The organism is Daejeonella sp. (assembly GCF_030684675.1).
Classification (GTDB): domain Bacteria; phylum Bacteroidota; class Bacteroidia; order Sphingobacteriales; family Sphingobacteriaceae; genus Daejeonella.
In genome coordinates this window covers 1-24,612 of record NZ_JAUXXZ010000044.1, presented here as the reverse complement: position 1 = coordinate 24,612, position 24,612 = coordinate 1, and the positions used below count along the sequence as shown (strand labels likewise).

Genomic DNA, 24,612 nt, shown 5'->3' with positions numbered 1-24,612 from the left:
GATTCAATTGTAAATTCCCTGATCATCGCCAGAACTCCTGATCCTGTTTAAGGCCACGCACTCCATAGATCACAGCAGGACTTCCGACTTCCAGTGCCCCCAAATCCGGTGCTTTCCGGCTGAAACTATCATTTATGTTTGGAATAATAACACCGGCATCCACAGCCTTCCCATTAGGATTAAGTTTAAAACTAAGATCTACTGCATAATAAACAGGACTGGGTTTATCTGATTTAGCTGCCTGAATCGGTTTCTGAAGGTTTTCAAAAACATCATAATCAATTGTTATACCATGAGCTTCTAGACCACTCGCCTGGCTAAGGCTATTTAATGTCTTAAATCCTTCCCGCTCCCCTTTGGGAGATAACCATACATATTGATTCTCCGGACTTTCAGCACCACGATTTGGCCGATACCCGTTATAATCAGCTGTAGAATAGGGAGTTGTATAAGGAAAAGCAGCAACAATTGTTGGTCCATCTGAGCCAAGAAACAAATTATTCCGGTAGTTCGAATTCGGATGTCCGCCTCCTGCGTTGTTCTCTGCAATGAAGGTATTATGATAAGCTATAAGGCCCGGTACCCCTCCGTGAATTTTAAGCGCACCTCCCTGTCCTATATTATAGAGTACATTTCTAATGTAGTAGGCAGGGCCTCCAAATACAGGTTGTGCACTGATTCCACTCTCTGCAGCATTTATTCCACGATTCCTCATGACACGAATATTGTGTACACCACCATCCGTTTCAATAAAGTCATCGACCATCAGGTGTAAATCATTGTTATAAATATCGATCGAAACTGCTTTTAAGTCCTGCTCTTTCTCAGGGGTACCATAAGTTGATATACCAATTGCATCGTGGAAGAAGGCAATGGAATTATTAGCAATGACATGCCCGGGGCCATATATCATGATCCCGTAGTAAGAATCCATTAGATGAGTTCCGTAAGGAATCAAACCTTCACGGTGAGCGGCCCACCCGTACATCCTATAACGATCATCGCGGCCAATCATGACATTATCCTGAATAAGAAAGTTCTTTGAACCGGCATATTCTGTCCGAATGCCTTCACCAACATGCTCAAAACGACAATTCCGTATGGTCAGATCGCTGGCACCCGCCAAATGTTTACGACCCGCGTCAAAAACTCTGCCTGCATTCCTAAAAGTGAGCCCCTGAAAAATATGATGTTCGGTCGCCATTACATTAAATAGGTTAGCGGCTCCCGCTCCATCAAAGATAACCTCACCATCCCCCGCTGCCTCGATTACAATTGGGCGCTCCGCAGTCCCTTTTGCGGTGAAAAAATAAGTCCCATCGAATGGAATATTATTCCAATCAGGATAATTAAGAAGAACTCCCTGATAGAGTCCGCCATGTATTTTAATAATATCTCCTGGTTGAACTTTATCTTCACTTACCACATACCAATCACCCTTTGTGTCTTTTGAACCGTTATAAGCAGAAACTAGACCCGGATAATTCGGCTCTAATTTCTCGCCTGTATAGTATTGGGAATATACATGTCTTATTCTTCCTCCGCTCGCAGCCTTAGGCTCAGCACGTGTGGAAACATTAACTAGCTTAACTGCTTCCCCTTCAACCCCGTCGGGGTCTTCTAATGTAAAACGCGCTTCATAACTGGTATTGGAATTAAGATCCAAAATACTTCCGGCAAACATGTGGGGAGTTGTGTAATCGATTCCTGCTCTTGAAATATGCTCGCCCCCAATTCTAAGAAGAGGCATTCCCTTCTTCCATTCCTTAGCCGATGCTGCGATTCGATACTCGACCTTCACCGTGGCATTACGGTTTACATCACCTTCAATATACCATTCGAATCCCAGGTTTTCAAGTGTGGGTGGTTCAACAATAAATTTTCCAACCACAACCTTGTTCTGGGCTTTTGAAAGATCTGGGAGAAGAAAAAGCAGGATAAAAAAACTCCCAATCAGGATTTGGAATACACTTCCATGAAGGTGGTATACTTTTCTCAAGCCTTTCTTTTGAAAATAACACTTTTGCATTTTACATAAATAAAATAGGTTATTAATTGTTTTAGAAATTATAATTAAGTTCTATAGCGTTTTAAAACTCATATAAAATCCCTTCCTCACAATCCTACCGCACCAGTTTTTATGAAGCGATCATACAGTAAGATTAAAATATTTTATATATATCCCCCTGCTCTTAGTTTTTAACTTACTAAGTATGTTCAATGAGAATTATTTCCGGGACTCTAACTATGAAGTCTAAAACCCGTACATATTCCTACAATATAGATAACACAACAATGGCATGAGTTTGAAACTCATGCCATCAAAATAATTTCATTTTGCTATAAATAAATTCAATTACTTCAGTCTCGACTGATATTCAGAAATCACATCTTTATATGTATTCAGGATTCTGTCCCATGGCACAAAAGATTCATCTTCCTTCACACTTGTTTTTGCTTCCCCACTGTATTCGCTGACTAATTTAATCGTGTATTTTAATGGTAATATATCCGCCTGCTTCACTATTATTCTGGTTCTGATTGTATTGTTCTGGAAATTCTTTACATTCCAACTGGTACGAACATACCCTGTCTCTCTGTCCGCAAGTTCAATATTATCAAAATAGTTCATGGTAATCTGACTTAGGATCTTCCAGGCTTCCTCTTCCGGTCTGCCGGTTTCAATTGTAAAGTTAATATTGGCCTGGTCGCTTTGGACTGAGCTGGTAAATGCCTCATCAACAGCTAGAATCAAATGTTCTGAAACGGGTGGAGGCTGAACTCCATCTTCATTACAATAGTTCTTTTTTGATGGAACAAATCCTGCCTTTTCAACAATTACCTCCACACACTGCCCGAAAGGTATCCTAACTTTGTATTCTCCCGTACCCATCACGCGGCCATCTATTTTTACAGTAGCATCCTCTGGTGTTGTTCTAACCGCAACAAGACGGTCTTTAAGGATTATATTCTCAGTTAAAGGCGGTAAAGGCTGGCCATCCTTGGCACAATATTGCTTCTCCACAGTGACAAACCCTTCCTTTACATATTGCACTGTTATGCAGGTCTGTACCGGAATAACAACTTCAGCATTACCATCCCCAATTGCCTTGCCATTCACAATTACCTGAACATCAGACGGAACAGTCTTGACAAACATAGACCGGTCTGTAAGCGCAATTACTTCATCTATCGGTGGCACATCCATGCCCTGTCTGTTATGGTAGGTCTTAAACTTTGTAAAAAAACCAGGCTTTTTCACTTCTACAGTTACTGTAGCATCTTTTCTTACCTCAACCCAGGCTGTACTGGCCGACTGAACAGCCCCCTCGATATATATCTTAGCATCATAAGGCTGTGCATTGACCCGCACGAGCCTGGTATCCAGAACAATGCGGTCTTCCTTCGGCAGAGTGACACTTTTAGAGTTTACATAGGTCTTGGAAAATGGCTTATATCCATCCAGACGAACCACAATTGTAATCGGCTCATCTTTATCAATCTTAATCATCGCACTTCCCGTTCCTATATTTATTTCCTTTTTATCAGGACCTACTTTATAAATAGTTGCCTCACTAGGGCTGCAAATAATTGTGAGGCTTTTATCTGCCCGGACTTGACCGGTTAAAAAAAGGAATAGAAGAATTAGGTATAGATGTTTCATAAATTCTATAATTTAACAAATGTTCAATTTTTAAAGAAACACGGTATTTTTAAATTTAGCAAATGTTTTATCTATTATATTCATTCAGCAGATAAATGTTATGAAATTAAAAATTTGAAAATCAGAACGTCAATAGAATAATCAAAATTTAATCTTAGCATAAAATTTAACAGGATGTGTATTAAACCTCCTGACTATGAAATAGTGAAACGATTAAGATACTCCTTCTGCTCCCCTGGATTCAATTTGCACCAACTTTTTCCGGCCAAGTTCCCTGTAACAGTCCGGAAGATCAAAATGTTTTAATACTCCAGGTACCAGGGTTGATAAAGGCCAGTTGAATTCAGCATTTTCAGCAATATCTGCATAGCTTGTCAATGCTTGTTTAAGTGTCACCTGCGTAATTTTCTCTGAAAGCACTGCCGCAAATGTTGCAGGAAGAGCTCCCCAGCCTTTTGCAACTAAGTGGATCTCTTCATGACCGCATGATCTCAGCCAGTCAATAATTCGTAAAAGATCGTATGTTTTTTGTCCGGTATAGGTAGAGTTCAGCATGATACTATGTGCCGAATAGAAATAATCATTGCCATATGCGCCAAAGAAATCATCCGCACAGGTATTGGGTTTCGACTCTCCTACCCCTCTCACATCACAGGCATACACTGCCGATCCGGGTTCAGCACCGATGAGTTCTTTGATCAAAGCTTCTTTCCTCAATTCCTCATCTGCAGAAAGATGGGATACATACAATATAGCACGCTTTACACCTGCCGGTGGTCGTGAATATAATTCAGTATCCGACAAGCGGTAAACAGGAATTGTAATTCCGGCTTCTGTTTCAAGCGCATAACATGCCGAGAATTTTTTAGGGAACTGCCTGCCAGGCAAGGGCCTTAAAATGCGGTATTCAGGAATGCCGGAAAGCTGTGGTAGTTTAAGTACGGTTCTGATCTTCATTTTCAGATCCTCCCCGGCTGGTGTTCCTCTTTGGGATTTATAATTTTGAGAATACTCCCGGGTATAACTCGTCAAAGTGTGGGGATTACTTTCTCCAACCTGCCCATTTGATGTACAGGATAGCAAATCAATTTCTTCCAGACTTAGCGCAGGTTCTGATTTGGCATTTGAAATCTTAGTCACATTATTAAACCAGGAATACATTGCCTCACGGTTATGTTTCGAAAAACCGTGATACTCCGGCCCGGCAAAAAACTGAATATTTTGCTCTGCACCAAGCAATTTGTAGATCTTTTTAAGTTCTTTAACCGCATGGTCCGTTCCCCGGACATCAAAAAAATCTTTTTCCTGACCCATTAAAATGACCGGCTTAGGAGCCATAGCAGCGATAAAATCAAGATGATCCAGCCCGAGGCTAATTGCTCCCGGAGGGCACTGTTCAATGTCGGCAGGAAGCTCATTCTTCAGATTGGTCTCAAATCCGACTACAAAACAACTCGGAGCTGCCATAGTCAAACGCGATTCAACTCCACAAAACCAGGTAGCCTGGGTGCCCCCACCTGAATTTCCGGTTACCCCAATATGTTTAGGATCTACTTCAGGTCTGCTCAGCAGATAATCCACACAGCGGATACAATCCCATGTAAACCATGAACTTAAATGCTCCCCATTCAGCAACATTTGCTTACCGGTATAATTATGTTCTGGCACTCCAATTCCATGGAGTGGCTTTAAATCCTTGCTCAGCATTTGCACCCGTTCACCCTGACCGATTGGATCGAAGATCAATACCACATACCCCTGCCGGGCAAGTCCCTGGGCAAATGATTGATAGATTGGGGTGGCTTTCGCCGGATCACCATGCCCGCAGGTGCCAATCACAGCAGGTAAGGGACGGTTTTGCCCCTTCGGAAGGTATAAATTAGCCGTAACCGGAAAACCGGGGCGACTGTCGAAAATCACTTTCTCAATTTTATAGGTATCGCGTTCAATTGTTCCTGTTGTGCGTGAATTCAATGGAGTCTTCTCTGGCCATTTTCCAAAACATTGGGTAATCTTAGCACGCACATCCTTTACATAAGCTTCGGCATCCTGTTTAGTTTTCAGGGATGCGCGGCGTTTGCGGGATTTGGCCAGGGATTCAGCAACACGATCTAAAAAATAATCCTGCATCATCCGCGGGAAGCGATTATATGCCTGCAGCTCAGCCGCCTGAGCTGTTTCGCCTAAAGATTGAGTATCTGCGGCAATAGCAGGCAAATTACCCGCCCCTGTTATACTAATTCCGGCTATCCCGGCCATTTTGAGAAAGTTTCTGCGATTGTTTTTCATACTGTGGTTAATCAAACGGAAGTTTTAAATTACAAGTTTCCTGCATATTATCCGCACAGATTGATTTGCAAAGAGTAGAATTATTCTAAAAGCTAACTATCCTTCAAAATTCTGATAGAAAATCTGAATTTCAAGTAAAAAAATAGGATAAATTCCACATTTAAAAAAATACTGATCAATATTTTTGAATTTATTTTAAAATCATTCATTATATTGTATCAGAAAGATGATTTAAATAATTTTTATTGAATTCTATAAAGGGTATGCAATATTGAAAAGTCTGGCAGTCATATTTATAATAAGTGTACTTAGTTTCAACTGGTATGGCTATGACTTATTGATAAAAATTCTTGAAACTCATTACGATGAGCAGATGGAAATAGCTCTGGATAATAAGGATTATGATACTTCCCGGATCATCGAGCTGGATTCTGAAATCGTACTTCCTTACGTAACCGACATGGCCGACTTTGAGCGTGTTGATGGTGAAGTCATGATTGATGGAGTCTATTATAAATTCGTTGAACGGAAATATGAGAACGGCCACATTATTTATCGCTGTATCCCAAACACTAATAAGATTAAGCTTCATCATGCCCGTTCGATTTTTTACCAGCTGATGAATGAGATTCAGGATTCCCCGGTACCGCAAAAGAAGGGTTCCAAGCAAATAAATGTAAAAAAGACCATTTCAGAATATGAATTGCAACGAAGCCCTGAGTTAAAATACAGTATCTGTGAACTCGTTGCCAGAGGCCGTAATAATTTTTCACCGAATACCTCTGATGCCTTCGATTGTATCAGTTCCCCTCCCCCTGAATACGTTTAAAATTAGAATGACGGGACACCCTCCAAATCAAAGGGCAGCTGTCTATCGATGTCTTTCCTGAAATCAACACCCTTTACCGGGCAAGTTGTTATGTGATATTGCAAGAATATTGCTTTAGATACACCTTTAGCGAAAGTCAAATTTTTAAACAATTTTTCACTCTAATTTTACTATGTTTCTGAAAATAAAACAAGCTTACCAGCAAAAGCCTATTGCTTTTTGCCGTAAGATCAAATTAATTATTTACCTGTTTTTAGGTTCTTCCGTACCTCTTTCTGCCCAGACGGATATCGACGCAATCATGATGGGTAAGAATCTTTTTTGTGCCGGTGTTATGTACAGTGGAAGTAACTGGAATGAATACTGGGAGGGCACCTTAAAGCGTGAGAATCTGAATTTAGGTACCGTCAGCACCAACATGATCGGACCGATGGGCAGTCTCGGAATAAGTTCCAAACTAAACCTAATTTTCAATTTACCGTATGTGAAAACTAATGCCTCAGCAGGCCAGTTAAAAGGATTTAAAGGGGTACAAGATTTGTCATTATGGCTGAAATGGAAGGCCGTGAAAAAACAAATTGGTAAGGGAACAATGTCATTGTTCACTATTGGTGGTTATTCCTTACCGGCATCTGATTATGTTGCCGATTATCTGCCCCTCTCAGTCGGCCTTGGTAGTCGTAACATTTCACTACGGGGAATGGCTGATTATCAGAGAGGTGTATGGACAGCAACAGTAAGCGGCACATACGTTCGCCGAAGCAATATTGAGATTGACAGGCCTTCATACTATACGACAGAAATGCATTATTCCAATAAAGTATATATGCCAGATGCTGCACAATTTAATCTCCGCATGGGCTACAGAGGTAAGGAATGGGTTCTTGAGGCCGTAGCAGATAATTGGACAACATTGGGAGGTTTTGATATCACAAGAAACAATATGCCATTCCCTTCAAACAAAATGAACATGACTAAAATGGGTTTAAGCATGAAATATGAGCCCGCTTATATTAAGGGGCTTACTCTAATCGGTGGTGCAAACACCACAGTTGCCGGGCGAAATGTTGGTAAATCAACAGGTATTCAGGCAGGTTTATTTTACATCTTCAATTTTTCAGAAAAAACTCCGGAAAAAACTCAAAACAGATAATTATGAAACAATTTTTTACACGATATCCGATAGCAGTATTCATATTACTTCTATCAGCATGCAATAAAGATTTTATAGAACAAAATGTTCTTACCCCTACTCTTAATCCAACAATTAATGATGCCAATGGAGGAAACTGGGTGCCAATCCATTTGAGTACGGCATCTGAAATAACAGTACTACCTCCGATTGCTAAAACAGCTCCTGATTATACTGCACAGATCAATGAAATTAAAGGGTGGCAGAAAAACATGAGTGACGATGACCGTAAACTGGTCAAATACTGGAGTGCTGGAGGGGTATTAAGATGGAATGAAATTATGCGTGAACTAGTCGCAAAATATAATTTACCTCCGGTACAGGATGTAAGCGGAACTTACCCAATTCCTAACGCCAATAATCCGCTTGCTTATCCATTTTTCCCGTTTTCAAATCCTCCTTATGCCGCCAGGGCATATGCCTACGTTAGTGCCGCTCAATATGATGCCTTAGTCGCTGCATATCATTATAAGACTGTATACAAACGGGAAGCTCCATATTTGGCGGACCTGAATATTAATGTATTAGTTTCTAAAAGTAGTCTGTATTCTTACCCTTCAGAAGATGCAGCAGTGATAGGTGCAAGCGTTGAATTATTAAAATTGCTTTTCCCTGGTGAACAGGCCTATATTCAGAAAAAAGCAGAAGAACATCGGAGAGCCCGTCTGATTGCTGGAGCCAATGTACGTGATGAAATGGAAGCCGGAGAAGCACTGGGTAGAGCTGTAGCACTGAAGTACGTACAAAGAGCACGGACGGATAGAACAGGAGCTGCACTGGGGATAACGAACGGAGTAGACATTTGGAAAGAATTGGAAACAGGCGCTATTCAAAAAGGAGAAACACCGTGGATCAGCCAGGACAGCCCAAGACGCCCCCCTATGCTCCCATATTTTGGCAGAGTTCGTCCGTTCTTATTCGACGAGCTTACAGTAGTGACAAAAATCAGACCCCCTGCTCCACCTTCCGTCAAATCAGAAGCTTTTAAAAAGGAACTGGAAGAGGTTCTGTACTTTAGCCAAAATCCAACCAGAGAAAGAGTAAAAATTGTTCATCGCTGGGGAGATGGTGTCGGAACTTATACTCCTCCAGGGCACTGGAATGCCATTGCAGCTGAGCATATGATCCCATTAAATCTAAGTGAGATACGCTGGGCAAGAAATCTCGCCTTGCTAAACATGTCATTAATGGATGCTGCAATTGTCTGTTGGGATGCGAAATACACCTATTACAATCCAAGACCATCACAGGTTGATCCGAAAATCAAGACCCACACAGGGCTGCCAAATTTTCCTGCCTATACCTCAGGGCATTCAACATTCAGCGGAGCAGCAGCCACCATTTTAGCTCACCTTATTCCCGAAAAGGCTAATTTATTTAATGATATGGCTTTAGAGGCCTCAATGTCACGTATTTATGGAGCAATCCATTACAGAAGTGATTGTGAAGTAGGCCTTGAAATGGGAAAGAAAGTAGGCAACTACGCAATTCAGCGAGCTCAAAATGATGGCGCAAACTGATCTTTCAAAATACCTTTAAAATGAAAAGAGGCTGTCCCATAAATTGGGGCAGTCTTTTTACCCTGATTAATTCTTAAATAAAACCTTTTCTTTGGATTTTATCTTTTACACAAGTTTAAAGTTTACTTAAGAGGACAGCCTTCGTGTTCTGGCATATTTTTTCTGCTAAAAAGCAACATTATTTTATAAAACAGACTGAATTGAATTCGTCATCATTAGTAATTGCCCGACTTGCTTACACGTAACTGAATCCTGTACTGAAATGGCGTTTTACCAATTATCAGCTTAAAATGCCTGTTAAAATTGGAAACATTCATAAAACCACTTTCATAGGCAATAACGGCCATACTGTAGGTCGACTCGGAAAGCAATTTACAGGCATGGCTCACCCGGATCTCAAGCAGAAAAGAGGAGTAACGCTTTTTGGTTCTTGACTTGAAATAACGGCAGAAAGAATTCGGGCTCATGTGAACTATATCAGCAATTTCCTGCAATGTGATCTGCCTCAGAAAATTATTCATTGTATAATTATAAATCCTGTTCAGACGGTCATCATCCGATTTATTGAAGGTATTCTTAAACATGAATTGCGATAATGTCTCTTTTTCTTTTGAAGAAGCTATAAGATGCAAAAGCTGAATTAATAAAATCACCTTCTCGGTATTCCGGGCATACCTTATTGAATGCAGAATTCGTTTCGCAGAGAGGAGAGTTTCACCACTGATTTCTAAACCATGACCTGCCTGCTGCAGTAAATCTGCAATCGCTGCATTTTCAGGCAGATTCAGGAAAGAACTCAGAATATCCGGCAGGAAATGAACCACAATTGCCTCTGTATCAGGATTTTCTTTACTCAGATCGCCCTGAGTCCGCAGCATATGTGGCAGATTAGAACCAATCAATAACAATTCGTCTTCCTTGAAATTATCAATACGATCGCCAATAAAGCGCGTACCCGAGCCCTTAATGATATAAATGATCTCGATCTCCCTGTGATAATGCCATTGCTTATAGAAATTCCATCCAATCTCCAGTTTAACACTGAAAGATTCCTGGCTACTTAAGGGTATGGCGAGTAGATGCGGATCCATTAATACTAAAATAACATATTAAATATCAATTTTACTAATATCTGGTTAAGATAGTATTAATAATTGATAATTATACACTAAGTATGATGGAAGATTCAATATAGATTTGCTGACATAATTCAATAATCGTATGAAATCAACTAGTCTGATCCTCAATTTAAACGAGGTAGGAATGCAGGACCTTGAAATTGTTGGCGGCAAAAACGCCTCTCTGGGTGAAATGATCCAAAACCTGTCGAAATTGGGGATAGCCATTCCTGGTGGCTTTATTATTACTGTTAAAGCTTACCGGGATTTTATCAGTTACAATAAACTCGATCAGATAATTCCGGAGCTTATTGCAGAAATGAAAGAGGATGATATAGAATCACTCGGACTGACAGGGAAAAAAATCAGGACTCTGATTGAAAATGGCTCCTTCCCTGCTGAATTATCTCAACAAATTGCTCATGCTTATCAGGCACTTTCTGATCACCATGGGCAATTTAATGTCGATGTAGCTGTACGGTCTTCTGCTACAGCAGAAGACCTGCCGGATGCTTCATTTGCCGGCCAGCAGGAAACCTATCTCAATATTTGTGGTCAGGCGTCATTACTTGTTGCGATCCGCAATTGCTTTGCTTCCCTCTTCACCGACCGGGCTTTGAGTTATCGCGAAAACCTGAACTTCGATCATTTTCAGATTGGCCTGTCTGTTTGTATCCAGAAAATGGTACGCTCCGATCTGGCGGCTTCAGGTGTTGCATTTTCTCTTGATACCGAAAGTGGGTTCAGGGAGGCTATTATCATCAATGCCTCCTACGGACTTGGAGAATTAATTGTACAGGGAGCGGTGTCACCTGATGAATTCATTGTATTCAAGCCGGCGCTGAAAAAGGGATTCCATGCCCTGATTGAAAAAAAACTGGGCAATAAAAACAGGAAAATGGTTTATGGCAAGACCAAAGAGGAGCGTGTTAAAACCATTACAGTAGAAGCCGCAGCACAGGAAATCTTCTGCATAAGCGACGAGATGGCTCTGCAACTCTCGAAATGGATTCTTTTAATTGAAGATCATTACTCAGCAAAAAAAGGAGCATGGTGTCCAATGGATATAGAATGGGCTATTGATGGTATCAGCGGAGAGTTATTTATCGTACAGGCCAGACCCGAAACTGTACACTCCCGTAAGAAAACAGGAATGATTACTGAATACAGCATTTCAGACAAGAACCGCAAAGAAAAAGTAATTCTGAAAGGAATAGCTGTTGGCGATAAGATTGCAGGAGGAAAGGTTCATATTCTTAAGGATCTGAAGGCTGGAGAAATTCACCTGGCTGATTTCCGTAAGGGAGATATCCTGGTTGCCGACATGACCGATCCCGACTGGGAACCGATCATGAAACATTCTGCGGCCATCATAACGAATAAGGGAGGCAGGACATGCCATGCCGCTATCGTAGCCCGGGAAATGGGCGTACCGGCAATAGTAGGTTGCGGCAATGCAACTGCTATTCTTCAGAATGGGCAGCTGATTACGGCCTCATGTGCCGAAGGGGATGCCGGCATCGTTTACGGGGGATTGATACCCTTTGAAAAGCAAGAATTTGATTTATCGGAATTGCCGGAAACAATTACGCCACTTATGCTCAATGTTGCCTCACCTGATACAGCATTTCATTACTCCCATTTCCCTAACAAAGGAGTTGGACTTGCACGTGAAGAGTTCATTATCAATAATTATATTAATGTGCATCCAATGGCACTATTGAGGCACAGGCAATTGAATGATCCTGAACTGAGTAGTAAAATCCATTCGATGATCCGGGGGTTTAAGAGTGAGGAAGCATTTTTTATTGATAAACTCTCCTATGGTATTGCCCGTATCGGTGCAGCATTTTATCCCAATAAGGTGATTGTTAGGTTCTCTGATTTTAAAAGTAACGAATACATGAACCTCCTTGGAGGTAAATATTTTGAACCTCAGGAAGAAAATCCGATGATCGGATGGCGGGGAGCATCCAGGTATTATTCGGCAGAATATAAAGAGGCATTCGGACTTGAATGCAAGGCAATTAAAAAGGTGCGGGAAGAAATGGGTCTCGATAATATCATTGTAATGATCCCCTTCTGCAGAACACCAAAGGAATTGGAAAGGGTGTACGAAGTGATGGAAGAATACGGATTGAAAAGGGGAGAAAATGGCCTTGAAGTCTACCTTATGGCAGAACTCCCTTCAAACATTATTCTGGCAGAACAATTTGCAGCCCATATCGATGGCTTTTCTATAGGCTCGAATGATCTTACTCAACTGGTACTCGGACTCGACAGGGATTCTTCCCTGGTTGCCCATTTATATGATGAACGGAATGAAGCGGTAAAATCTATGATCAGTTCACTGATACGGACAGCAAAAAAAATGGGTGTCAAAGTTGGTATCTGCGGACAAGGCCCATCCGACTTTCCTGATTTTGCAAAATTCCTGGTGGAAGAAGGGATTGATACGATATCCGTTACACCCGACTCCTTTTTCAAGACTGTTCAGGCTATATATGAAATTGAAACCAAACTCTCCATAGAAAGGGAATTGCCTCAAATTAAAGATCGTTGGTTAAGTGTTGTTTAATTTTCGTTAAAGGGGTTCCAGACAATTGGTACCCCCTTACCTTGACCTTACATAATGCGTGATGAAATATCAGGAAATCAGTGCAAAAAGGGGCTGATATTAAAGACATTTGTTCATCATCTAAAAGAAACTATTTACGCGACCAAATTCGGTACATTTTTTAACAAAAAATAAAACAGGAAGAAATGACCGGAATATTTAAAATTCTGCCTTTGAAAGCTCGGGAAGCATATTTTGGGCTTGGATTTGGCGCAAATAACGCTAAGCAAATTTAAATATTATTAAAATAAAAACTTTGCAAAAAATCATAAAATAGCATATTTCATATCATAGTTGGGTCCATCTGTAGCCAATACATCTATTGAAAAATAAATAGATATGAAAAAAATAATAACAATGGCAATTCTGGCGGTTATGACACTTTCAGCCAGCGCACAAGACAAAGGTTTACAGGGCACATGGTTTGCAACTTCACAGTTTGGCTACCAGGAAACAAAGAAAGGTAATGACCTCAACACGAGCTTTATGGTGTTGCCAATCCTTGGGAACTTTATTTCGCCCTCGGTAGCGATAGGGGCTGCAGTAGGATATTCTAATATTAAATCTAAATCAGGTTCGGTCACAAATGCAAATACAGGCTTATTGGTAGTTGAGCCTTTAGTTAGAAAGTACTGGAATGTGGCTGGAAGTATGTTCTTCTTTGGACAGCTGGCACTCCCGGTAATTAGTGGCAAGGAGAAACAAAGTGACCTTAAAGTTAATCAGACCGGACTGGCAGCATCGGGAGGCTTAGACATGGTACTTGGCAAGCATTTCAGCGTTGAATTCTCGTACAATCTGGCAAATCTTTCAGTAACAACCCTGAAGCCTAAAACAGGAGATAAGACTACAACAACCGATTTCTCACTGGCACATGTTGCAAATGTTGAATCAGCCTACAATTCAGCTCTGGGCGGCAGCAGTTCTTCACTTACAACCCCGCTTTCATTCGGGTTTAAGTTCTTATTTTAAAAATAACTTTAAACCAAATGGGCTTGTCTATATCAGACAAGCCCATTTGCATTTATAGACCATAAATTTGAGCTTATCTGGATTTAACTCTCACCTGGGAAGGGTCTTTTAGTCCAGTTAAATAAGCATTCCCAATTCCTCCCGAAACAGAAATCTAAGATAGCAAAACCTTTTTGCTATCTTCCTCTTTTTTGATCTGTCAATACTGTTTAATAATTAAGACAATATTCGATTAATCGCAACAATTTGACTGTTAAACAAAATTCCCATTGAAATGAGATTAAGCATAATCATATAGATTATTCGATTACTTGGTAAATGCAAGGTGCTTACTACATTTGGCTGTTCGCAAAAACAATTGATTTTATTGGTATATAAATTGTACTACTATTTCAAGAAAAATCTGATATGGAAGACAAAAACGGACTTGAACCAGCATTCTTTTGTGTGCCGGATATTACAGGTTTCACAAAATTCATCGCTACTGCTGATATAAGCTTCACCAAAAACCTTATCCCGGCATTACTTCGCAAACTTATTGATGCAAATATTCTGAAAATGAAGATTGGGGAAATAGAAGGGGATGCGGTATTTTTCTATAAAACCGGCAGATTGCCTTCTGTAGGTAAAGTTGCAGAACAATGCAAGGTAATTTATCAGACATTTTCAGATTTTATAAGTTCAGTAGAACAATCTGATCCGGATAATTATAGTTTATACCTGGCAGATGGCCAGTTGGGCCTGAAAATAATAATCCATTATGGTTATATCAGTACTGCCAATATTAAAGGCCGTATCAAATTGCTTGGAACGGATGTAATTATTGCCCACAAACTTCTTAAGAATACCATTGTAGATTACAACTATATCCTTTTAACAGATAAATACCTGTCCAAAATAAAGGACAGGCAAAATCTTGAACAATGGTTCAATTGGGAAAAACTTCGCACAGGTATTGAAGTTTATGAATTTATGGGCGAAGTGGGATATCGTTATATTACACTTGACGAAATGAGTTTTATACCTGATGTCAAATCTGCAACAGAATTAATGTCTAATAAGAAAACATCATAATAACTACAAATCCTACGGCACAGATCACCATTCCAAACATGAATATGTTATAAGACCAGCTCAGGTATCTGTATTTCTTAACCAGAACACTACCCAGATAGTATATGTCCACAGACATGCTGTTATATAGTTCATCCTTCTCTTTCTTAAGCTCTTCAATACGGTCAACGAATTCCTTCAGCTGTAACTGGGCAAAATTTCCAAAGAATAATATACTGCTATCTTTTTTGCTTAGTTCGTATTTTTCTTTATTGGTAACATTGGGCCTGGCTGACAAAATTGCAAAAACCACCGTAAGCAAACTGGTTAAGAGCAGGAATGCCATTGGAAAAACAAATCTTACACTACTGAACTCACTCTGTGTTGAAAAAGTAAATCCAGTACCAAAAAGAGTGATCACAATGGACATAATGATCGTATTAATACTGATCATCATATTCGCCTTGTTATCCGCTATTGAGGTCAGATTAATATGATAATCATACACAGAACGGTAAAGGGTTTCAATGCCTCGCCCTTCTTTTACAGGCTTTGCTTGTGCCTTTTCTGCCTCTTTGAGCAATCTGGATTGTTTCTCTTCTATTTTATTACGCTGCTCTATGATATTCTCTAATCTCTGCTCATTATATTTTAATACAGCATCCTCCGTTTTGAAACTAGTATCAATAAGAAATTTGAGCTGGATCTGGGCCCATTCGTCTTCTGTATAAGTTTTATCGAGGATACGCTCCCACTCTATCTGTAACAGTTCGGCACGGAGGTTAAAATTCTTACTGCCCAAACTAATATAATCAGCATCGTGAAGAATTTCCTGCATAGAACCGTCAGGAACAGTCTGAAATTTGGTAGATAAAATCAGGGCCTCTATCTCATTTATACTTTCATCCGGATAGTTTCCACTCAGATAAGCCTTCATTAATTTCACACTTTCTTCTTCGTGCCCCAGATAGGTATTTATGTATCCGGTATCATGAAACCAGGCCGCCAGCATGAGTACCTCATAATCACGACTTGTCATATTATATGACTTTGACAGCTTTTTACATGCCTTTACGGTAGTGCTGGTATGATTAAAATTATGATAAACATAATCACTTGGAAGTTTATCCCTGAACAGGTTGAAAACATACTCCTCAGCGTCTTTAACAACTGTATTGTTCTTCATGTGTTGTAGTTTAATTTTTCGGGCAATGCAACCCTAATGGACATATACTGATTTTGTTGTATCGTGTTAAGTTCATTCCGGCTTGAAAAAAAATCAAATAAATAATTACCAATAAGAAAAAACTATGCCATCATATGTTAATAATATCTTTTCTTACTCAGTTTGGTATGATTATAGCAAATAATCAATACTTAACTTTTTAAAAATGATCAGACTTTTTACTCTTTTACTAGCATTAGCCCTTATTTCATGTAATAATCCTATTAAGGATAAAATAGCGGATAGAGAAAAATCTAATAAAAAAGTTATGAGTCCGGAAGAAAGTACAGTTCATGATCTGCCTAAAGATCTGAATGAAATTTCGGGGATTACATTTCTGAACGATTCTGTATTGTTAGCCATACAGGATGAAGAAGGAATACTTTTCTATTATAATATAAACCAGAACAAAATCATAAAAAAACAACCCTTTGCAGATAATGATGATTATGAAGACCTCGTAATAGCAGGTAATGACATATATACGATTACCAGCAAGGGACTTATTCATCAGATCAAAGATTTTGAATCTTCAAAACCGGTTATCAAATCATTTAAGACACCATTTTCTGCAAAAAATGATATTGAAGGACTAGCCTATGATTCTGATAAACATCGTTTGCTTATTGCACCAAAGAACGCCGGACTGGATAAGGACAAAACAACCAAAGAGATCTATGGTTTTGATCTCAAAACAATGACCCTGCAATCTGCTCCGGTTTATACTATTCATCTCGCGGAAATAGAATCACAGTTTAAGGGAGATGCCCTTGAGGAAAGCTCAAAGAAATTCCTGAAAGCACTGGGCAATCACAACATGAACCAGGTTTTTCGCTCTTCTGCACTTACAGTAAATGAAAAAACAGGAGAAACATATATTCTTTCGGTAATTAACGGACTTATACTTGTTTTAACTCCTGAAGGTGTCCTTAAAAAGCTTATTCAACTTTCCGGCCCTGAGTATAAGCAACCTGAAGGGATTGCTTTTTCACCTATGGGTAAGCTTTACATTTCCAATGAAGGAGGAAAGTCAGGAATCGGAAATATCATCGAGCTTCAACATGAGAACTAAATATCCAATTGCTATCCTTTTTCTGGCAAGTACAATCCTTCTGAATGCATGTACCAGCTTAAAGCCCTTTTACGATAAAACACAGCTGGGTTGGGAAACTGCAAACAGTCCCGACACTTTAAAGCTAAAATATTCTGTTTTCCTTATCGGGGATGGTGGTATTCCTGAAAAGGACAGACAGGAACCCGTATTAAAGCTTTTGCAAACCCAGATATTTCATAAAGATACCACACGGATCCATTTTGTTTCAGATACAGGAATAGTAAATAATTCTCATCCGGAAGATGTTGTCATCTTTCTTGGTGATAATATTTATGAGACCGGATTGCCTGAAGCTGATGCCCCTGACCGCGAGGAAAAAGAGCGCAGGATCAAAGAGCAGATGAACGTAGTAAAAGATTTCAGGGGGCGCAAAATATTTGTACCTGGGAACCACGACTGGAACGAAAGCCGGATCGGTGGTCTTGCGGCAATAAACCGTCAGGAGGAGTATATTGAACAATATCTGAATTCTGGTGATGTATTGATGCCCAGCAATGGCTGTGGGGGCCCGGTTGAAATCCAGTTGAATAATGATCTGGTTGTTATTGCAATCGACTCCGAATGGTGGCTCACAAAGCATGATAAATCACTAGCGCCCGACAATGGCTGCACCACCTCAAGCCGCCTTGAAGTAATACAACAGATTCAGGATATTATTTTGCGCAACAAGGGAAAGAATATTATTCTGGCACAGCATCATCCTTTGTTTAGTAATGGACGGCACGGCGGTTATTATACCCTGAAAGACTATCTGTTTCCTTTGACACTGGTGAGAGACAATTATTATATTCCATTGCCCATAATTGGTGCTATCTATCCGCTCATGCGACAGTATGGGGTATCAAGGCAGGACCTGTCAAACAAAGATTATCAGCAACTCAAAAGGGGACTTTTATCTATTTTGGAAGAAGAGCATAACATAGTAATTGCGAGCGGACACGAACATGCCTTACAGTTCAATAAGTATAAGGACATTAATCATATCATAAGCGGTGCAGGGGCAAAATCATCGTCAATGACAAAGGGGAATAATGCATTATTTTCATATGGCGGAGGAGGAATGAAGGGTTTTGCCAGGTTAAATTATTATAATAATGGCCAGGCATGGCTCGAATTCTGGGAACCTGTTGGGGATGGATCTACTGGTAAAATAGCCTACAGGACCCCACTATATGCCATACCAGCAAAGGCGGAAGAAAAAAGTGCAGAGGAAAAAATAATCAGCTATGCCGACAGCAGCAAAACAATTATAGCTGGCGATGCCTTTAAAGCCGGGAAGTTTAAGAGATATCTCTTTGGAGAACATTACAGGGATACCTGGGCAATCCCAATTAATGTTAAATATCTTGATTTGAAGACATTCGGGGGCGGTTTAACTCCTATTAAACTTGGGGGTGGCAAGCAAACCACAAGCCTTCAGTTACAGGGTGCAGACAAAAATGTGTATCAATTTCGTACTATAGCCAAAAACCCTGCTGCATTGTTGCCCGAAGGATTTCTAAAAACATTTGCCGAAGATCTGATACAGGATCAGATCTCTTCAGCTCATCCATACGGAGCTTTAATGATACCGGATATGGCAAAAGCGATTGGAATATATCATACTAACCCGGAATTGGTTTATATGCCCTACTCTACCTTACTTGGTCCCTATATACAGCAAGTTGGAGGCAAACTGGGGATTATTGAAGCAAGACCTGATGAAGACCTTTCTGACTTCAATTCGTTCGGTAATGCAAAAAATGCTGTGGGCACCCCAAAAATGTATGAAAAACTGAGGAAAGACAACGATAATGAAATTGATCAGATTATGTTCCTCAAATCAAGGCTTTTTGACATTCTGATCGGCGATTGGGACAGGCACGAGGATCAGTGGAGATGGGGTGAATTCGAAAAAGAAAATGGTGTTCTTTACCGCCCTATTCCAAGAGACCGCGATCAGGCATTCACCAAATTTGACGGACTGATTCCTGGTCTGATTACAAAGGTATTACCTGATATTCAATCCTTTGAAAGCAAAATTGGTGATCCGGCTGAACTTTCTATTGCGGCAAGAAATCTTGACAGAAATCTGCTCAATGAATTATCTCTTGAGGACTGGAACAGAATTACTATTCAGTTACAGACTGATCTTAGTGATGAAATTATTGAAAAAGCAGTGAAAAAAATGCCTGCAGAAGTATTTAAAGAAGCAGGTGCAGAAATTATAGCCAAGCTTAAATCCAGACGCGGGCAATTGCTTTCAGTCGCGAACGAATACTATAAAGTACTTGCTAAGGAGGTAACTGTGATTGGCTCAGATAAAAAAGAGTTCTTTAAGATCGAACGTTTTGAAACAACAACCAGACTTACTATTCATAAGATTGATTCAAATGATCATGTGAGCCGTCCATTATATTTCAGAACTTTCGAAAATTCTGAAACCAGTGAACTTAATCTATTTGCTTTAAACGGACGTGATAGCATATTGATCATTGGATCCACCGGAAAAGGAGGCATTAAGGTACGTGTGGTTGGAGGAGAAAAAAATGATGCATTCATTGATAATTCAATCGGTGGCAGAACATTTTTCTATGATCTGAAGACTGAAGACAACACAATAAAAACAGGTCCAAACACCGCACTACGCCTGTCTGACGAAAATTATGTAAATGAGTACAAAGAAAACACTTTTTACTATGATAAAAGCGGAATAAAGCCCTCTTTGGATTATAATGCTGAAGATGGACTTTTCCTTGGGGGAGGATATGGAATGAAACATTATGGGTTCAGAAAATTTCCATACAGCTATGACCAGAGCCTGACCGGAAATTACGCACCTAAGACAAGAGCCTATTCCCTGCGTTATGATGCAAATTTTTATTCATTGTTTATAAGAGACATGGATGTGGTTTTAAAGGCTCATTTAAATGCCCCAAAATATACTTCCAATTATTATGGTGAGGGCAATTCTACAGTAAATATTGATGACAATATCGATTACTACAGGGTTCGAACTAAAAACCTAAGCATTTCAGCATTTCTTCAATACCGGTTTACAAATGCATTCAAAGTGGGGATTGGTCCCGGCTATGAATTCTTCAGGGTTGAAAAGCCCGCCGACCGGTATGTCAGCACGCTCTCTTTTCCCGACAGGTTAGACATTGAAAGGCCTTCCCGGTATGGCACAATTCGTAGCTATGCTAACATCGACTTTGTAAACGATAAATTGTTTCCTACTTCTGGTGTTCGCTGGAAAAACGAAATCAATTTTTTCAATGAATTTGAAAACACTAAGAACCGTTACATACAATTAAAAACCGATCTGTCATTTTATGCTACACCCAATTTTAATTTTCCGGTGACTGCAGCAATAAGAATCGGGGCATCTGCAAATATCGGAGATTATAAATTCTTCCAGGCGAATTCATTAGGCAGTAATACAAATTTAAGAGGCTTCCGGAATAATCGTTTTTCAGGGAGGTCATATCTTTATCAAAACACCGAAGTACGGTTTAAAGTTGCCCATTTCAGAAACTATGTTTTTACGGGAGATATGGGACTGTTCGGATTTTTCGACTCAGGCAGGGTATATTCCGATCTTCCTGATGGCAGCACATGGCACAAAGGATATGGCCCGGGAGTTTGGCTTAACTTCTATAACAAGATTTTGGTATCAAGCGGATATGGTTTCTCAAAGGAAGGACATTACCTTACTCTTAAAACCGGGCTGTCATTCTAAACTAATTAAGACAAGACCATAAAAAATGCACCATTTTCATAGTGCATTTTTTATTAATGGGCTAATATATTCTGATATTCTATTTTGACTTTAGCCTTGCAGTAGAGTTAGTCTTCTCGGCTAGTTGCAATGCACTATAAGCGTTTACAATTCCACCCGATACAGAAATCTCACTCAGCAATACTTTTTTGCTATCTCCTTCTTCTTTAATTTTAACTTTCTGATCTACTTTTACAACAGAATTCATTATGATATCCTTTATCTGCACCGCAGTAAAGTGGGGGTAGTGTGACCAGATCATTGCAGCAAGACCTGAAACAACCGGTGCGGCCATACTGGTACCATCATTCTCTTTATAAGTTGAACCAGGCATAGTAGAATTGATTTTGACACCCGGAGCAAATACATCAACTGTTTTACCACCATAATTAGAAAAAGAGGCAACAAGCTCTTCATCATTCTTCCATCCCGAGGCCCCAACCTCAATCCAGCCCTGAGCAGTACCCATTGTAACCCCGGTACTGTCGCTGAACAAACGATTAGGGAAATTATCTTCCTTTTCAGTATTCTTACCATCATTTCCGGCTGCATGTACAAGAAGAACACCTTTGGAGATCGCGTGCCTGACAGCATCATCAACTACTTTCTTATCCCAGGCATAAGCCTTTCCGAAGCTCATATTGAGAATCTTCGCTCCATTGTCAACCGCATAGCGGATAGAATTAGCAACATCCTTATCACGTTCATCACCATCAGGAACTGTACGGATAGCCATAATTTTCACATTATCAGCAACTCCCTTAATACCTAAATCATTATTACGTATTGCCCCAACTATACCGGCAACATGAGTACCATGTTCAGCATCCGGTCCTTTGACATTATTATTTCCATAATAGCGCTCATTGCTATTGGCATAATCATCGCCAACTGAATCCTTTCTTGGGTCATAATCAACATTCAGGTGGTATTTTACCTGAGTGTCATAATACTTAATACCATCTTTAAGCTCATCGTAGAATTTTTTGAAATTACGTTTCTTCAATTCAGGCTTAATGAACTTAATCACTTGTGATTCTACATCATTTGCAGTCTTATAATCTCCAAAATCATCTGCAGTAGGATTATCCTTACCCATCTTGGCCAGGATTTCATCCAGATATTTCTTGATCATCGTTGTATTCTGAAGTCCGATTTGAGCAGATTGCAGTTTTGCCATGTAATCAGTCACCAATTTTTTATAGGTCTGAAATTCCTTTCTTTCTGCTTCAGTAAAAGGGGTAGAATTCAAAGCAGAGGCATATTTCGGCTGCAGTTTATTGATGAGACGGATAACTTCCATATTATCATAATGGATGTTGGCTTTAGGAGAACCTATAAAATTCCAACCGTGTATATCATCGATATAGCCATTTTTATCGTCGTCAATACCATTGTCCGGAATTTCTTTCTGGTTAGTCCACAATACCTTTTTGAGATCTTCGTGTTCAGTATCAATTCCACCATCAATAACTGCCACAATAATTGGAGATGATCTTTTACCTTTCAGAATTTCGGTATAAGCTCTCTCTGTACTGATACCAAAAACACCGTCAGATTTTAAGTCGAGATTTTGCCAGTTTGCGACAGGAGATTCATCCTCCGCACTTTGAGCAAATGATATAAGGGGCAATGCGAGTACCGCAAGTGTATATAATATTTTATTTAATGAATTCATTTTTCCCTATAAATTAAAATTCTATGTTCAAGATAACGAAATATTGTGCCTAATGTTATGATAAGGCTAATCAAGCTAAAATAATACAAAAAATCTTCTGGAAAGAAGTATTCGAAAGATTATCTCTATAAAGTACGTAAAAAGTACACCTGAGGTTGATGAAATACAAATAAATAATAGTTCTCCGGATTTCTCATAGGAGAAATCTTAATATTCAGTCCAAGAGGAGAAATAATTGAAAATAAAGCACTAAAACTTTAATCAGGCTATTTTGAAAAGCAGGCACTGTGTCTTATAGGTCCCGCTAGCCGGGCTCTACGCTGTAGTTTGCCGCAGAAATTTACGTTAAGATCATATTTACATCGCGGCAAAGCTGCCGCTGCGATCCCGTTTGAATTTGCAAAGAAATTGCTGCTATTTATGGAGCACAGATAAGAAAATCAAAATAACAAAAGATTTGGGCAATATTTTGGAGACTTTGAGAAGTTAAGGACTGAATTAAATTATATAGTTTTTACTGCTTTCAACATTTTGCTAATCAGGGAATCATCTATAAATGCCCAATACTTTCTTTGATCACGTCCAGTCCAGGTATAATGACTATGAAAATCAAAAATATGGATATCCTTATCTTTTTGGTAGATCAGCTTTTTCTCTGATTCTTTGCTAACTATAATTTGTTTAAACAGAACAACCTGACATTCATATTCTTCAGTTGAATAATACTTTTTCAATTCAGACAAATGCATTAAAAGTAATTCAAGATCACTGTCTTCACAAACTCTATGGTGATATAGAAGGATGTACTTTCGTTTACCTAAAAAGGTCTTTAATTTGATTGCCCGCTCAACCACCTTTTGCCAATACTTCTGATTTTTAATAACATCCTGACTTGGGAATTCAATACCATTTTCATGTAAATGATGATAACTATTTTTAAGGATTAAATCAGTTTTAAGTCGGGGGACAGGTTTTCCGTTTAAGTCTCCGTATTTGAGAAATTCGACGCTTACAAAATTTTTATAATTGTTTCTTTCCAGATCCAAAATATACTCAATATTAGATCTGCAATGCGAAAATGGTGTTGTGAACGACTTAAGTCCGTACCTGCTTAAAATATTATCCGTTAAACAGTTTTCACCAAATGAAAGGTATATTCTATTTGTTCTTCTTCTATGAAAGATGTTAGATATTCCATGAAACAAATAGGATAGAAACATGAATTGTAATTAATTGGAATTGGCAAGATTCAATTTATTTATCAAACCTAATAAATTGTTTCCTGATTTGCATCAGGATGACATTCAGTTTTCTGGGATTCTGCCTCTTTGCGAGCTCAATAAATTGATTTTCCAGTGAATTATGACTAGCCTATGGGTAAGGACCAGGCTAATACTAAATAAGGGGTGTTATATATGGTCAATAAGAGTAATCAGGTTTTTTTGAAAAGCAGGTTCCTTGTACTATCGGTCCCGCTAGCCGGGCTCTTCCCGTCCGAATGGCTTCAGCCGGGCGGGCGCTTTAGTTTGCCGCAGAAAACTAGTGGTTAGATTCTATTTCCATAGCGGCAAAGCTGCCGCT

General features: G+C 39.5%; 15 protein-coding genes. 8 read left to right on the top strand and 7 right to left on the bottom strand.

Annotated elements, in window-relative coordinates; all coding sequences use genetic code 11:
- Positions 1-22: 22 nt before the first annotated feature.
- The 3 genes from Q8M41_RS09550 to Q8M41_RS09540 form a co-directional block, all read right to left on the bottom strand.
- A complete protein-coding gene (locus Q8M41_RS09550; RefSeq protein ID WP_305365036.1) occupies positions 23-2,029 on the bottom strand; it encodes a hypothetical protein in 2,007 nt (668 codons plus the stop codon).
- Between the two features lie 327 nt (positions 2,030-2,356).
- Entirely contained in the window at positions 2,357-3,664 is a 1,308-nt protein-coding gene (locus tag Q8M41_RS09545) for a hypothetical protein (protein WP_305365035.1), read from the bottom strand.
- Between the two features lie 213 nt (positions 3,665-3,877).
- On the bottom strand, positions 3,878-5,953 hold the full coding sequence (locus tag Q8M41_RS09540; protein ID WP_305365034.1) for an acetylxylan esterase: 2,076 nt from the start codon (positions 5,951-5,953) through the stop codon (positions 3,878-3,880).
- A 271-nt stretch (positions 5,954-6,224) separates the two neighbouring features.
- Between Q8M41_RS09540 and Q8M41_RS09535 the strand changes: the two genes are divergently transcribed.
- From Q8M41_RS09535 to Q8M41_RS09525, 3 genes are all read left to right on the top strand, one after another.
- Positions 6,225-6,782, top strand: coding sequence for a hypothetical protein (locus Q8M41_RS09535; protein ID WP_305365033.1), 558 nt, complete (start codon positions 6,225-6,227; stop codon positions 6,780-6,782).
- A 172-nt stretch (positions 6,783-6,954) separates the two neighbouring features.
- Positions 6,955-7,935, top strand: a complete 981-nt coding sequence (locus tag Q8M41_RS09530; RefSeq protein ID WP_305365032.1) for a hypothetical protein — start codon at positions 6,955-6,957, stop codon at positions 7,933-7,935.
- Positions 7,936-7,937: 2 nt separating this feature from the next.
- The gene (locus Q8M41_RS09525; RefSeq protein ID WP_305365031.1) at positions 7,938-9,494 is read left to right on the top strand and encodes a phosphatase PAP2 family protein; all 1,557 of its coding nucleotides are present in this window, start codon (positions 7,938-7,940) and stop codon (positions 9,492-9,494) included.
- A 215-nt stretch (positions 9,495-9,709) separates the two neighbouring features.
- Here Q8M41_RS09525 and Q8M41_RS09520 read toward each other — a convergent pair whose 3' ends face one another.
- On the bottom strand, positions 9,710-10,585 hold the full coding sequence (locus Q8M41_RS09520; RefSeq protein WP_305365030.1) for an AraC family transcriptional regulator: 876 nt from the start codon (positions 10,583-10,585) through the stop codon (positions 9,710-9,712).
- A gap of 130 nt (positions 10,586-10,715) precedes the next feature.
- On the opposite strand from Q8M41_RS09520, the gene ppsA reads away from it, so the two are divergent.
- From ppsA to Q8M41_RS09505, 3 genes are all read left to right on the top strand, one after another.
- Positions 10,716-13,190 (top strand): phosphoenolpyruvate synthase, encoded by a 2,475-nt coding sequence (ppsA, locus tag Q8M41_RS09515; RefSeq protein WP_305365029.1) that lies wholly within the window; start codon positions 10,716-10,718, stop codon positions 13,188-13,190.
- Positions 13,191-13,568: 378 nt separating this feature from the next.
- Positions 13,569-14,201: an outer membrane beta-barrel protein gene (locus Q8M41_RS09510; RefSeq protein WP_305365028.1), complete on the top strand. Its 633-nt coding sequence runs from the start codon at positions 13,569-13,571 to the stop codon at positions 14,199-14,201.
- A 408-nt stretch (positions 14,202-14,609) separates the two neighbouring features.
- The gene (locus Q8M41_RS09505) at positions 14,610-15,275 is read left to right on the top strand and encodes a DUF2652 domain-containing protein (RefSeq protein WP_305365027.1); all 666 of its coding nucleotides are present in this window, start codon (positions 14,610-14,612) and stop codon (positions 15,273-15,275) included.
- On the opposite strand, the gene Q8M41_RS09500 is transcribed toward Q8M41_RS09505, so the two are convergent.
- Positions 15,256-16,440, bottom strand: coding sequence for a Pycsar system effector family protein (locus Q8M41_RS09500; protein WP_305365026.1), 1,185 nt, complete (start codon positions 16,438-16,440; stop codon positions 15,256-15,258). The genes Q8M41_RS09505 and Q8M41_RS09500 overlap by 20 nt on opposite strands.
- Positions 16,441-16,645: 205 nt before the next feature.
- Here Q8M41_RS09500 and Q8M41_RS09495 point away from each other — a divergent pair, with 205 nt between their 5' ends.
- Positions 16,646-17,551, top strand: a complete 906-nt coding sequence (locus Q8M41_RS09495) for an SdiA-regulated domain-containing protein (RefSeq protein WP_305365025.1) — start codon at positions 16,646-16,648, stop codon at positions 17,549-17,551.
- Positions 17,541-21,314 carry a BamA/TamA family outer membrane protein gene (locus Q8M41_RS09490; RefSeq protein ID WP_305365024.1) on the top strand — a complete coding sequence of 1,258 codons (3,774 nt, stop codon included), beginning with the start codon at positions 17,541-17,543 and terminating at the stop codon, positions 21,312-21,314. Before Q8M41_RS09495 ends, Q8M41_RS09490 begins: the two co-directional genes overlap by 11 nt.
- 79 nt (positions 21,315-21,393) lie before the next feature.
- Here Q8M41_RS09490 and Q8M41_RS09485 read toward each other — a convergent pair whose 3' ends face one another.
- On the bottom strand, positions 21,394-23,031 hold the full coding sequence (locus Q8M41_RS09485) for a S8 family peptidase (protein WP_305365023.1): 1,638 nt from the start codon (positions 23,029-23,031) through the stop codon (positions 21,394-21,396).
- Between the two features lie 503 nt (positions 23,032-23,534).
- Positions 23,535-24,251 (bottom strand): DUF1796 family putative cysteine peptidase, encoded by a 717-nt coding sequence (locus Q8M41_RS09480; RefSeq protein ID WP_305365022.1) that lies wholly within the window; start codon positions 24,249-24,251, stop codon positions 23,535-23,537.
- Between the last annotated feature and the right edge of the window lie 361 nt (positions 24,252-24,612).

Bases quoted from the DNA above. Each gene is read 5' to 3' on its own strand.
- Q8M41_RS09525 (WP_305365031.1), top strand. From the start codon at position 7,938: ATGAAACAATTTTTTACACGATATCCGATAGCAGTATTCATATTACTT.
- Q8M41_RS09550 (WP_305365036.1), bottom strand. From the start codon at position 2,029: ATGCAAAAGTGTTATTTTCAAAAGAAAGGCTTGAGAAAAGTATACCAC.
- Q8M41_RS09495 (WP_305365025.1), top strand. From the start codon at position 16,646: ATGATCAGACTTTTTACTCTTTTACTAGCATTAGCCCTTATTTCATGT.
- Q8M41_RS09485 (WP_305365023.1), bottom strand. From the start codon at position 23,031: ATGAATTCATTAAATAAAATATTATATACACTTGCGGTACTCGCATTG.
- Q8M41_RS09510 (WP_305365028.1), top strand. From the start codon at position 13,569: ATGAAAAAAATAATAACAATGGCAATTCTGGCGGTTATGACACTTTCA.
- Q8M41_RS09505 (WP_305365027.1), top strand. From the start codon at position 14,610: ATGGAAGACAAAAACGGACTTGAACCAGCATTCTTTTGTGTGCCGGAT.
- Q8M41_RS09500 (WP_305365026.1), bottom strand. From the start codon at position 16,440: ATGAAGAACAATACAGTTGTTAAAGACGCTGAGGAGTATGTTTTCAAC.
- Q8M41_RS09545 (WP_305365035.1), bottom strand. From the start codon at position 3,664: ATGAAACATCTATACCTAATTCTTCTATTCCTTTTTTTAACCGGTCAA.
- Q8M41_RS09490 (WP_305365024.1), top strand. From the start codon at position 17,541: ATGAGAACTAAATATCCAATTGCTATCCTTTTTCTGGCAAGTACAATC.
- ppsA (WP_305365029.1), top strand. From the start codon at position 10,716: ATGAAATCAACTAGTCTGATCCTCAATTTAAACGAGGTAGGAATGCAG.
- Q8M41_RS09530 (WP_305365032.1), top strand. From the start codon at position 6,955: ATGTTTCTGAAAATAAAACAAGCTTACCAGCAAAAGCCTATTGCTTTT.
- Q8M41_RS09480 (WP_305365022.1), bottom strand. From the start codon at position 24,251: ATGTTTCTATCCTATTTGTTTCATGGAATATCTAACATCTTTCATAGA.
- Q8M41_RS09540 (WP_305365034.1), bottom strand. From the start codon at position 5,953: ATGAAAAACAATCGCAGAAACTTTCTCAAAATGGCCGGGATAGCCGGA.
- Q8M41_RS09520 (WP_305365030.1), bottom strand. From the start codon at position 10,585: ATGGATCCGCATCTACTCGCCATACCCTTAAGTAGCCAGGAATCTTTC.